Raw genomic sequence first — 11,558 nt, 5'->3', positions numbered from 1 at the left:
CCAGCGCCCTTCGGCTGAAGGTATCGCAGCAATCGCACAACGCGACGGCCGACTCGGTCCAGCGCGCAGGATGACGGCGCGGGGACGGAGTCGGCCGCGGCTTGGCCTGCGAGGTTCAGCCCTGCAGCTGGCCGGGCTCAGCGGAAGGGAACCCGCCCGAACCGGACCCAGCCGAAGCGGGCATAGCCGAAGGGAACCCGGCCGAGCTGGACCCGACGGAACCGGACCCAGCCGAACGGGACGCCCGAAGAAAACCGACCGAACCGGGCCCGGCCGAACCGGGCTCAGCCGAACAGGACTCAGCCGAAGAGGACCTTGGCCTCCTCGTAGAGGGACTTCGGCACGGTCTTCAGCTCGGTGGTCGCCGCGGATAGCGGGACGCGCACGATGTCCACGCCCTGCAGCGCGACCATCTTGCCCCAGTCGCCGTCGTGCACCGCGTCGATCGCGTGCAGGCCGAAGCGGGTCGCCAGCCAGCGGTCGCGCGGGGTCGGGGTGCCGCCGCGCTGCACGTGGCCGAGGACCGTGGTGCGCGCCTCCTTTCCGGTGCGCTTCTCGATCTCCTTGGCCAGGGACTCGCCGATGCCGCCGAGCCGCACGTGCCCGAACGCGTCGAGCTCGTGCGAGATCAGCGCCTCGTTGCCGTCCAGCGGGGTCGCGCCCTCGGAGACCACCACGATCGGGGCGTACTCGCTCTTGAACCGAGACTCGATCCAGGCGCAGACCTGGTCCAGGTCGAACTTCTCCTCGGGGATGAGGATCACGTTGGCGCCGCCGGCCATGCCGGAGTGCATCGCGATCCAGCCCGCGTGCCGGCCCATGACCTCGACGATCAGCACCCGGTGGTGCGACTCGGCGGTGGTGTGCAGCCGGTCGATCGCCTCTGTGGCGATGGTCACCGCGGTGTCGAAGCCGAAGGTGTAGTCGGTGGCGTTCAGGTCGTTGTCGATGGTCTTCGGGACGCCGACGACGTGCACGCCCTCCTCGGTGAGCTTGGTGGCCACACCGAGGGTGTCCTCGCCGCCGATGGCCACCAGGGCGTCGACGCCGAGCTCGGCCAGGTTCGCCTTGATCCGCTCGACCCCGCCCTCCACCTTGATCGGGTTGGTGCGGGAGGAGCCGAGGATGGTGCCGCCGCGCGGCAGGATCCCGCGCACCGCCTTCACGTTCAGCTCGCGGGTCAGCCCCTCCAGCGGGCCGCGCCAGCCGTCGCGGAACCCGACGAACTCGTAGCCGTACTTCTGCACGCCCTTGCGGACGACGGCCCGGATGACGGCGTTCAGACCCGGGCAGTCGCCACCGCCGGTCAGGACTCCGACGCGCATTTCGATCCCTTCAGCAACGTTTGTGGAGGTGAGAGCCGCCGCACCGGCTCATGATTCGAGGGTATGTGGCCCCGCTTTGCGGGCGCTAATGTGCCGCGCCCGCCCGCGCTGTTGACCGCGGGTTCGGTGGGGTTGCCGGGCGCCGTTGCCCCGCCGCGCCCCGGCCGCTTAGGGCAGGGCTGTGCGGCGTTCGACCTCGGAACCAAACCTACCGGTTACTCGTCAGTCGGTTTACCCCGGTTCGTATCGCGGACGGGTGACAGATGTGTGAACGCGGTGGCGACGGCGTGAACAACGGGGAACTGATCGCCGCGCCGGGAATTTCCCCGGGCTGCCCACCCGTTCTTGAGTCTCGTATGAACGATCAACGCAGGGCGCGATCGACGACGGCGCTGGATGATGACAGCGCACCCTCCGGGCACGGGAGAGACGGATGAGCGAGCAGCAGTCGACGTTGGGGTCCGCCGGATCGCCGCTTGCGGCCGCGACCGTGCGCACCAGCGTGCGCATACCGTTGCAGTTCGGCGACGGGTTCCGCACCGACGCGCAGGTCTTCACCTTCGACGGGCTGGTCGACGGACAGGAGCACGTGGCGCTCGGTCTCGGGCGATATACCGAGGCGGAGGTGCCGCTGGTGCGGCTGCACTCAGAGTGCCTCACCGGCGACGTGTTCGGTTCGGCCCGCTGCGACTGCGGTCCGCAGCTGCGTGACGCCGCCGAGCAGATCTCGAAGGCCGGCGGTTATCTGATCTACCTACGGCAGGAAGGCCGGGGCATCGGCCTGTACAACAAGCTCGACGCCTACGCGCTGCAGGATCAGGGCTTGAACACCTACGAGGCCAACGAGGCGCTCGGCCTTCCCTCGGACGGCCGCGACTACACCGCGGCGGCGCAGATCCTGCACGCGCTGAACGCGTCGCGGATCCGGCTGCTGTCGAACAACCCGGACAAGGCCTGGCAGCTGACGCGGCGTGGGATCACGGTGCGGGACAAAGTGCCGACCGGCGTCTTCGTCACCGCCTCGAACCTGCGCTACCTGCAGACCAAGGTCACCGTCACCGGGCACCGGATCGCGCTGAGCGCGGCCGACCCGGCCCGAGCCGCTTAACAAGACGCTGACTCACGGGACCGGCACGCCGTCCGCTGCGCGCGGCGGCGGATGTCCGGTCCCGGCCGTCACTTCTTGACTGTGGAGGCGTAGACATCGACGTACTCGTTCCCGGTCATCCGCGCGATCGTGAGCATGATCTCATCGGTCACGGCGCGCAGTACCGCGCGCTCCGCGTCGGTGCCCGCGAGCGCCTCCCACGCGGCGCCGTCCGGGCCGGTGTAGCGCGAGAAGTCGAGCGGTTTGCCGAAGACGACGCGCACGCGGCCTCGCGGGTCGAAGCTGGGCACGGGCAGCGGGCGGCCGGTCGGCTGGACCCGGTCGGTACCGAAGATCGCGCACGGCACTACGGGACAGCGCGCCGAGAGCGCGATGCGTGCGACGCCGGTGCGGCCCTTGTACAGCCTGCCGTCCGGCGAACGGGTGCCCTCGGGGTACATGCCGACGACCTCGCCCTCCGAAAGCAGCCGCAGCGCGGTGCTCAGCGCGGGATCGGCCGTGGCGGCGTTGGAGCGGTCGATCGGAATCGAGCCGACGCCGCGGAAGAAGCCTGCGAACAGGCGGCCTTTGACGCCGCGTCCGGTGAAGTACTCCGCCTTCGCCAGGAACTTCACCGGGCGCGGCGCGGCGATCGGCATGAACAGCGAGTCGGAGAAGGACTGGTGGTTGGCCACCAGCAGCACCGGCCCCTCGATCGGGAAGTGCTCGACGCCGCGGGCGCGCGGACGGAAGCTCAACCGCAGCGGCGGGCCGAGCAGCGCCGATTTCAGCAGGCCGTACAACATCGAACCGCTGCACCTCCCGGCAACGTGCCTGACTGCGGGACTCGGAGTGTACCTGCGTCGCGGTCGCCGCGCCGCGAGCCGTGCGATGGCGGCTTCTAGTCGCCGGTTTGGCTGTACGTGAACGCGGGCGGCGTGGGACGATGCCCCGGTGGAGGCGCACACGTGAGGCGAGGCAATCTCGAGGCGGGAGCTCCGCGATGACCACAGGCGACATGGACCGCCCGAGCGAGGGCGACCGGCCGGGAGCGGTGGACGACGCGGTTTGGACGGAACTGGTCGCGGCGTTTCACGCCAGCACGGCGGACCAGCCCGGCCGGTGGCCCGACGCGGAGAATCTGCCTGTCCCGGAAACGCAGCCGAACCCGGGAGACGGCGCCTACGGCGGCGGCGCGCAGAGCGGCACCGGTACGCAGGGCCCTCACTCGAGCGCCGGCACCGGGACGGGAACCGGCGCGGGCCACGGCGTCGGCACGACCCCTGCGACGCCATCCCGGGTGGTACGCCCGGCGGCGCGTCCAGGGCAGGAGCAGCCTCCGTCGGCTCCTCCCGCGGTGACGTGGACGGCGCCCGGCCCGCGGGACTGGGATACGCCTTCAGAGCCCGTCGAAGAGGGCTACGTGCCCCCTCCCCCGCCGCCGCTGCCGGAACTCGGCATGGCGACCAAGGCGGCGTGGATCGCGGGCCTCGGCGGCCCGGCCTACCTCGCCCTGGCGACCTTGCTGCACTGGCAGACGCCGCAGTGGGCCGCGCTGCTGTGCGTGCTGGCGGGCGTGGTCGGGTTCGGCTATCTGGTCAGCCGTTTGAAGGATCGCCCGGAGGACGGGGACGACGATCCGGACGATCCGACCTACGGCGCGGTGGTCTGACGCTCCCTCAGATCGGCTTGGAATCGGCCCGAGCGCAGGCCTGGGCCTGATCCGGCGGACCCGATCCGCCGCCTCAGCTGGACGAACCCGGACCTGACGCGGCGCCAGCTTCGAGCGTGCGTGCGCTCAGCGGTGCCGGGCGAGGTCGGCCGCGCCGATCAGGCCGGCGTCCGGGCCGAGCGTGGCGGTCACCACTTCGGCGAACGGACGGTCGCCGGTGCCGGCCAGCGCCTTGTGGTAGCTCTCCCGGGTCGGCGCGGTCAGGATCTCGCCCGCGTCCGACACCCCGCCGGCCACCACGAACACCTCGGGGTCGAGGATCGAGGCCAGGTCGGCCATCGACTGGCCGAGCCAGCGGCCGATCTCGGCGAACGCCTCGAGCGCGATCGCGTCGCCCTTGCGGGCGGCTTCGGTGATGTGCGCGCCCTGGATGCCGTCGGGCGTGCCGTCGCCGAGACCGAGCACGATCTGGGCCCGCTCCGGGTCCTCCTTCGCGCGGTCCTTGACGAAGCGGGTCAGGGCGCTGCCGGAGGCGTACTGCTCGAGGCAGCCCTTCTGGCCGCAGCCGCACGGGCGTCCGTCCGGGACCACGCGGTAGTGGCCGAACTCGGCGCCGATGCCGAAGTGGCCGCGGAACAGCTCCCCGTTGAGCACGATGCCGCCGCCGACGCCGGTGCCGATGGTGTACAGCACGACGTTGGGGCGGGCGGCCCCGGCGCCGAAGCGGACCTCGCCCCAGGCGGCCGCGTTCGCGTCGTTCTCCACCACCACGGGCAGGTCGATCAGGGCCTCTATGCGCGCCTTGAGCGGCTCGTCGTGCCAGGACATGTTCGGGGCGACCAGCACGGTGGCCCGGTCGGCGCTGATGAACCCGGCCGCGCCAAGCCCGACCGCCTCCACCGGGTAGTCCTTGCGCACGGTCTGGGCGGCCTGCGCGATCGCCGCGGCGGTCTGCGCCGAGTCCCGCGGCGTCGGGATCTTGACCCGGTCCAGGATCGCGCCGGTCTCGTCGACCACGCCGGCCAGGATCTTGGTGCCGCCGATGTCGACGCCGATCGTCAGTCCCATGGTCCCCTCACTCAGCCCTTTCACCCTGCCCGGCGCGCCGGACGTCCCGGCTATCTGTCCTGCGGGCCGTCGCGGCCGTCATCCGGGCGCTCCTCGCCGCCGTTGGTCCACCGCTGCTCGGCGCCGCGGACGAGCGCGCGCAGCGCCGCCGCGAGCTCCGTGCCCGCCGTGGTGAGATGCCCGGCCGCCTCCGGGTAGTTACGCACGAGAGGGTCGACGAACTGCTCCCGGACCGAGTCCCACAGGCGCCGTGCTTCCTCACCGAGCGTCCCCGGATCATCCCGTACCGGCTCAGTCCGCGTCCAGTCGGCCTCGGCGGAGGTCGGCGCGGGTTGGCGCTGCGCGGGGGTCAGCTCGACCACCGGAATCTCCTCGCCGTCGTCCTCGGGACGTTCGGCGGCGTCGCTCTGCTCGGTCACGGCTGGCCTCCTGCGGGGGACGGGTCTTGCGGCGGCTGGGCCGACGGCGGAGTCGCGGCCGGCTCGGCCGACTGGGGCCACAGCTCGGGGTCTGGGACGAAACGGATGTTGAGGGCCTGGTCGCGCAGCACCGCTCCGGCCACCCGGCAGCGGCGCAGCACCGGCTCGAGCGGCAGGGTCCTGCGATAGGCGCCCGCGGTCAGGATCAGGTCGTCGCCGCGGCGCACCAGGCCGAGGCCGCGCCGGTCGGCCGCGGGCAGCGGCACCACCAGCGTGTATCCGCCCTCGCTCTCGGCCAGGGACGGCGCGGGCGGCGCGGCGGCCGGGCCGAGCCCGTCTCCCGCGCCGTAGGCGGCGGCCGCGACCACGGCGAGCTCCTCAAGGCCGAGCGGTTCGCAGGGCCGGTAGGGGATCTCGTGGATCGGCACGCCGGCGAAGGTCTCGGTGAGCGTCTCGGTGGCGATCCGCTGCGCCGCCGCCCAGCCGCGTGACCAGCTGTCCCTGGGCGCTTCGAGGATCTGACGGTTGATCACCACGCCGTCGAGGCGCAGGCCGTAAAGCGACAGCGCGGTGCGGGCGGCGCGCAGCCGGGAGATCGCGACGGTGTCGGGGGTCGCGATGAGGCGCACCGAGGAGAGCGGGTCGGCCAGGATCGCGTGCGCGGCAGCGGCCCTGGCCGCGGCGTCCTGGGCCAGGTCGACCAGGCCGGTTTGTGGCAGCGGCAGGCCGGCGAGGGTGGCCAGCACCGGACGCAGCGCGCGGGCGGCCTGGCCCTCTACCGGCTTGGCCCGGCGCAGCCAGGTCTGCGAGTTCGAGGGCAGGGACAGCAGCCGCAGGGCCGGGCCCAGCGGGGGCCCGTCGACCACGACGAGGTCCCAGGCGCCGCCGCTGACCGCCGTGGTGATCTCGAGCAGGGCGAGCGGTTCGGCCACTCCGGGCGGGGCGGCCAACTCCGCCGCATCGGGCACCGAGACGCCGAAAGTTTCAAGTGCGGTGCGGAACCGCGCGGCCGCCTTGCCGTACCACTCCTCGAACGCGGGCTGCGCGGCGAAGCGCTGCGCGTAGAGCAGATCGTCGATCTGGGTGGGCACGGTGCCGACTTGATGGTCGAGGATCGCGGGAAGATCGTCCCCGTCGTTGTCCGGGCCGAGCGCGCCGAGCGAGAGGATCAGCGTGCGCAGGCCGCGCTGCGCTCCGTGCGCGGCGGTCGCGGCGGCTACCGTCGTCACGCCGCTGCCGCCCTTGCCGGTGCAGAACACCAGCCGGGTCGCGCGGGCCAGCGGTTCCACCGGGGGCGCCGGCTCGGCGAGCGGTCCGGGCGGCGCCAAAGCGTCCGGGCTCGACCCGGGGTGGGCGGGTGTGGTCTCCATGGGCGTCAGAAATCCGCGTCGTGTCGTCTCTTCGGGCCGCGGCCTAGCGGGCCGTGGCTTCGACGCGCTTCTTCAACCCGGCCAGCGCGCGGTCGATGATGACCTTCTCGATCTTCGTCTTCATCATGCCGAACAGCGGGATCTTCGCGTCCACGGCGAGGGTGTACTCGACGTTGGTGGCGGCGCCGCCGTCGGCGGGCGTGAGCACGTACGAGCCCTCCAGCGAGCGCAGCATGTCCCCCTCGACCAGGGTCCAGTGCACGGCCCGGTCGCCGTCGAAGGTGTAGTCCAGCACCTGCCGGTCCCGCAGCGCCCCCGCGTCGATGGACAGGCGCACCCGCGCGGCGCGGCCGGAGGCGGGGTCCTGCTGCAGCACCTCGGCCTGCTTGACCTCGCCGGTCCACTCCGGGTAGGCGGGCAGGTCGGCGATCACCGCCATGATGTCGGCCGCCGGCGCGCCGATCTGGATCGAGGCTCTGGTCCGGTCCGCCATCGCCCTGCCTTTCTACCCCGGCCGGCCATGCCCCCGGCTCCGCTCGGTTCAGGGTACCGCGCCAAAGAGGCGCTAAGGAGGGAATGCCGATCCGCCTGTGGATAGGCCCAAACACTAGCTACTCACCGGTAATGAGATGTACCTTCGGTGCTGAAGCCGTGGCAGCAGCCACGGGGACAGGACGGCGCGCCGAGGGCCCGACCCCGGGGACGCGGTTTCACTGCCCCCGGCGATCGGCAGACCGGACAGTCGTATTTTCGAGGAGCGCGCGTGCGCGAGTTCAGTGTTGAACCGTTGTACGAGGTACCCGCCGGTGCCAATCTCACCGATCTCGTGCATCGCAACGCCGAAGAGGCGCCCGGCCAGGCGGTGCTCGGCCGCAAGGTCGACGGCGTGTGGCGGGATGTGACGGCGCAGGAGTTCCTGGACGAGATCACCGCGGTGGCCCGGGGCCTCGTGGCGCTGGGCGTCGGCGCGGGCGACCGCGTCGCGATCATGTCCCGCACCCGGTACGAGTGGTCGCTGCTCGACTTCGCGATCTTCGAGGCGGGTGGCGTGCCGGTGCCGATCTACGAGACCTCCTCGGCGGAGCAGGTCGCGTGGATCCTGTCCGACTCCGGCGCGGTGGCCGCGTTCGCCGAGAACGCCGAGAACACCGCGGTCATCGAGTCGGTGCGCGACCAGGCCGAGGGCCTCAAGCACGTCTGGCAGATCGAGTCCTCCACCGACGCGCCGTCCGGCGCTCTCGCGCTGCTCGCGGCCGCGGGCACCGAGGTGCCCGCGTCGGTGCTGGCGGAACGCCGCGCGACGCTGAACCCGGAATCGGTCGCGACGATCATCTACACCTCGGGCACGACGGGCCGGCCCAAGGGCTGCGTCCTGACGCACGGCAACATGCTGTTCGAGGCGTGCAACGCGGTGAACTTCCTGGAGAAGGTCTTCCGCGGCGAGGGCGAGAACGCCGAAGCCTCGACGCTGCTGTTCCTCCCGATGGCGCACGTGTTCGCGCGGATCATCCACGTGGGCGCGATTTACGCCCGCGCCAAGCTCGGGCACTGCTCGGACGTGAAGAACGTGGTCGAGGAGCTGGGGTCGTTCAAGCCGACCTTCATCCTCTCGGTGCCGCGGGTGTTCGAGAAGGTCTACAACTCGGCCAGCCTCAAGGCGCACTCCGAGGGCAAGGGCAAGATCTTCGACGCCGCCGCGCAGACCGCGATCGCCTGGTCGGAGGCGCAGGAGGCCGGAAAGATCCCAGTCGGGCTGAACCTCAAGCACGCGCTGTTCGACCGGCTGGTCTACGGCAAGCTGCGCGCGGCGCTCGGCGGCCGCACCAAGGCCGCGATCTCCGGCGGCGCGCCGCTCGGCGCCCGGCTGACGCACTTCTTCCGCGGCGTCGGGCTGTTCGTGTGCGAGGGCTACGGCCTGACCGAGACGGCGCCAGCGGTGGCGGTCAACCCGTACCCGAACGCGAAGGCCGGAACGGTCGGCCCGCCGCTGCCGGGCACCACGATCCGCATCGCCGAGGACGGCGAGATCGAGATCAAGGGCCGGCAGGTCTTCCGCGGCTACTGGAACAACGAGGCGGCCACCCGGGAGGTCTTCACCGAGGACGGCTACTTCCGCACCGGCGACCTGGGCAAGCTCGACGACGAGGGTTATCTGTCGATCACCGGGCGCAAGAAGGAGATCCTGGTCACCGCGGGCGGCAAGAACGTGGCCCCGGCGGTGCTCGAGGACCGGCTCAACGCGCACCCGCTGATCAGCCAGACCATGGTGGTCGGCGACAAGCAGCCGTTCATCGCGGCGCTGGTCACCCTGGACTCCGAGGCGCTGCCCGGCTGGCTCGAGCTGCACGGCAGGGACAAGTCCACGCCGCTGGAGCAGCTGGCCGGCGACCCGGCGGTGCTGCACGAGATCGAGGAGGCGGTGGCCGGCGCGAACCAGGCGGTCTCCAAGGCGGAGAGCATCCGCAAGTTCGCGGTGCTGCCGATCGAGTGGACGATCGAGGGCGGCCAGATCACCCCGTCGATGAAGATCAAGCGCAACGTGATCGCGCAGCAGTACGCGGACGAGATCGAGAAGCTTTACACGAAGTAGGAGCAGCAGGAGCAGCTGCTTAACCCACCGGCCTCTGCTTGGACCCGCCCCGGTTGAAGGGCGGGCTCAGGCGGAGGCCGGTGGGTTAAGCAGCGCGTTGAACCGCTCGCGGATGGTGGACCACTGCCAGCGGCGCTCGACCCAGGCCCGTCCCGCGGCGCCGAGTTTCGCGGAAAGACCGGGGTCGGCGAGCAGTTCCGCGACCCGCCGGGCGGTCAGGTCTACGGCGCGGCCGGGGACGACATAGCCGGTCTCGCCTTCGATCACCGCGTCCGGCGCTCCGCCGGAGTCGCCGGCCACGACCGGCAGGCCGGTGGCCGAGGCCTCCAGGTACACGATGCCGAGGCCCTCGACGTCGAGGCCCGCGCGGCGGGTGCGGCACGGCATCGCGAACACATCGCCCAGCGCGAAATAGAGCGGCAGGTCTGCCCAGGCCAGCCGGCCGGTGAAGATCACGTCCCGCTCGACGTCTGCCTCACGCGCGATACGTTCCAGGTCCTTGCGGTAGGGACCGCCACTGCCGATCAGCAATGCCGCGTCGGGTACCGCCTTCTTGACCTGTGGCCAGGCGCGGATGAGCGTGTCCTGACCCTTACGCGGCACCAGCCGGGATACGCACACGGCGACCGGACGGTCCGTCAGACCGTAACGCTTGCGCAGCTCCGCGACCTCGGGTGCGGTACGTAGCTCGGGCCTGAATCGCTCCGTGTCGACGCCCGGCGACAGTTGCGCCATCCGCTGCGCAGCCTGCGGACTGAGTACCGCACCGATCCGGGTGCGCTGATACTCACTCAGGTACGTGACGACATCCACGCCATCACCAATTCGGCGCAGCAACGAGCGAGCCCCCGGTAGCTGCGCCCAGCCTGTTTCGTGGCCGTGCGTCGTCGCGACGAGCCGATTGACGCCCGCGCGGCGCAGTGCCGGCGCCATCAACCCGAGCGGGGCCGCCGCCCCGAACCAGACCGTCTCGCAACTCTCGGCCCGCGCGATCTCGCAAGCCCGCCGAGTGCGCCGCGGCTCAGGCAGGAGCACGGAGGTGTCCTCGCGCACCGTCAGATACGGCCGCGCCGCGTCATAGGCGCGGCACTCGGCAGCCTTGCCACGCCACGTGGAGGCGTACACCACTACGTCCGATGGGGTGAACCCGTCGACCATGGCTTGAACGAACTCCTGGATACCGCCGGGCCGCGGGGGATAGTCGTTCGTGACGACGAGGGTGCGGGGCATGCCGCAACGATCTCAGATCGGAACCACCGAAGCACATGACGGGGCGCCAGACCGCGACAAGGCCACTGCCGGTGACACAGGCGACGACAGGAAGGGTGATCACCAGGCAGCGCGCGCGGACCGCCATACTGCCCGCGGCTTGCTGGGCGTGCACCCGGGCCGTGTTGCTGCTCTTCACCTACAACGTGATCCCGTACATCTCGCACGGGGACATCGTCGGCGACGTGAAGACGTACAACCGCTGGTCGCAGGCGTTCACGTCAGGGCACTTCCCGCTACACGACCCGGTATGGCAGTATCCGCCCGGCGCCTCCGTCGTCATCGCGCTGCCGCGCATCGTGCGAGGCGTTACCGGGTTGAGCTACTACTCGACGTTCTACGCGATGGCGCTGCTCGCTGATCTGATCACATTTCTTTTGGTGGTGTACCGATGCTGGTACACGGCTGAACGGAACACGGGTACGGCCGTGGCTAAGCGCCCGATCAACTACACCGGAGCCTGGGCGTATGTGTTCGCGATCTTCCTGCTCGGGCCGATCGTGTACGGCCGCTACGACATCATCGTGGCGATGACTGCGGCATTCGCCCTGGTGGTGACTGCCAGCAGCGCGATGTCGACATGGCGGCTGCGCGGCATGGCGATCGGCCTCGGGGCGGTCATGAAGCTTTGGCCCGCCGCGCTGGCGATGGGTCTGCCCAAGCGCGTGGACGGCCGCAGGGCGCTGCTCTGGGCGGGGATCGCCGCGCTGCTGCCCACGCTCGCGCTCGCGGCCGCATTTCCCGGAGCGTTCGGCTTC

At 71.1% G+C, this 11,558-nt stretch carries 11 protein-coding genes; 4 read left to right on the top strand and 7 right to left on the bottom strand.

Features of this window, described 5'->3' with window-relative positions; all coding sequences use genetic code 11:
- Positions 1–299: 299 nt before the first annotated feature.
- On the bottom strand, positions 300–1,325 hold the full coding sequence (locus VFA06_RS07575; protein WP_324839720.1) for a 6-phosphofructokinase: 1,026 nt from the start codon (positions 1,323–1,325) through the stop codon (positions 300–302).
- A gap of 433 nt (positions 1,326–1,758) precedes the next feature.
- Between VFA06_RS07575 and VFA06_RS07570 the strand changes: the two genes are divergently transcribed.
- A complete protein-coding gene (locus VFA06_RS07570; RefSeq protein ID WP_324839719.1) occupies positions 1,759–2,433 on the top strand; it encodes a GTP cyclohydrolase II in 675 nt (224 codons plus the stop codon).
- Positions 2,434–2,501: 68 nt separating this feature from the next.
- On the opposite strand, the gene VFA06_RS07565 is transcribed toward VFA06_RS07570, so the two are convergent.
- Positions 2,502–3,218, bottom strand: coding sequence for a lysophospholipid acyltransferase family protein (locus VFA06_RS07565; RefSeq protein WP_324839718.1), 717 nt, complete (start codon positions 3,216–3,218; stop codon positions 2,502–2,504).
- Positions 3,219–3,415: 197 nt separating this feature from the next.
- On the opposite strand from VFA06_RS07565, the gene VFA06_RS07560 reads away from it, so the two are divergent.
- Positions 3,416–4,084, top strand: coding sequence for a hypothetical protein (locus VFA06_RS07560; RefSeq protein WP_324839717.1), 669 nt, complete (start codon positions 3,416–3,418; stop codon positions 4,082–4,084).
- A gap of 126 nt (positions 4,085–4,210) precedes the next feature.
- Here the strand turns inward: VFA06_RS07560 and VFA06_RS07555 are convergent, their stop codons facing one another.
- From VFA06_RS07555 to VFA06_RS07540, 4 genes are read right to left on the bottom strand one after another with little or no spacing between them, the layout of a single operon-like run.
- The gene (locus VFA06_RS07555) at positions 4,211–5,152 is read right to left on the bottom strand and encodes an ROK family glucokinase (RefSeq protein WP_324839716.1); all 942 of its coding nucleotides are present in this window, start codon (positions 5,150–5,152) and stop codon (positions 4,211–4,213) included.
- A 50-nt stretch (positions 5,153–5,202) separates the two neighbouring features.
- Positions 5,203–5,571 (bottom strand): DUF5304 family protein, encoded by a 369-nt coding sequence (locus VFA06_RS07550; RefSeq protein ID WP_324839715.1) that lies wholly within the window; start codon positions 5,569–5,571, stop codon positions 5,203–5,205.
- On the bottom strand, positions 5,568–6,941 hold the full coding sequence (locus VFA06_RS07545; protein ID WP_324839714.1) for an ArsA family ATPase: 1,374 nt from the start codon (positions 6,939–6,941) through the stop codon (positions 5,568–5,570). Before VFA06_RS07545 ends, VFA06_RS07550 begins: the two co-directional genes overlap by 4 nt.
- A 43-nt stretch (positions 6,942–6,984) precedes the next feature.
- Positions 6,985–7,434: an SRPBCC family protein gene (locus VFA06_RS07540; protein WP_324839713.1), complete on the bottom strand. Its 450-nt coding sequence runs from the start codon at positions 7,432–7,434 to the stop codon at positions 6,985–6,987.
- Between the two features lie 270 nt (positions 7,435–7,704).
- Here VFA06_RS07540 and VFA06_RS07535 point away from each other — a divergent pair, with 270 nt between their 5' ends.
- Complete coding sequence (locus VFA06_RS07535; RefSeq protein ID WP_324839712.1) at positions 7,705–9,531, top strand: AMP-dependent synthetase/ligase; 1,827 nt, start codon at positions 7,705–7,707, stop codon at positions 9,529–9,531.
- Positions 9,532–9,597: 66 nt separating this feature from the next.
- Here VFA06_RS07535 and VFA06_RS07530 read toward each other — a convergent pair whose 3' ends face one another.
- Positions 9,598–10,761: a glycosyltransferase family 4 protein gene (locus VFA06_RS07530; RefSeq protein ID WP_324839711.1), complete on the bottom strand. Its 1,164-nt coding sequence runs from the start codon at positions 10,759–10,761 to the stop codon at positions 9,598–9,600.
- 95 nt (positions 10,762–10,856) lie between these two features.
- Between VFA06_RS07530 and VFA06_RS07525 the strand changes: the two genes are divergently transcribed.
- Positions 10,857–11,558: glycosyltransferase 87 family protein (locus VFA06_RS07525; RefSeq protein ID WP_324839710.1), on the top strand; the 702-nt coding region annotated here is incomplete at its 3' end.

This window comes from Actinocrinis sp. (assembly GCF_035653575.1).
Classification (GTDB): Bacteria; Actinomycetota; Actinomycetes; order Streptomycetales; family Catenulisporaceae; genus Actinocrinis.
The sequence above is the reverse complement of the archived record's forward strand: the minus strand, read 5'-3'. Positions and strand labels throughout refer to the sequence as shown.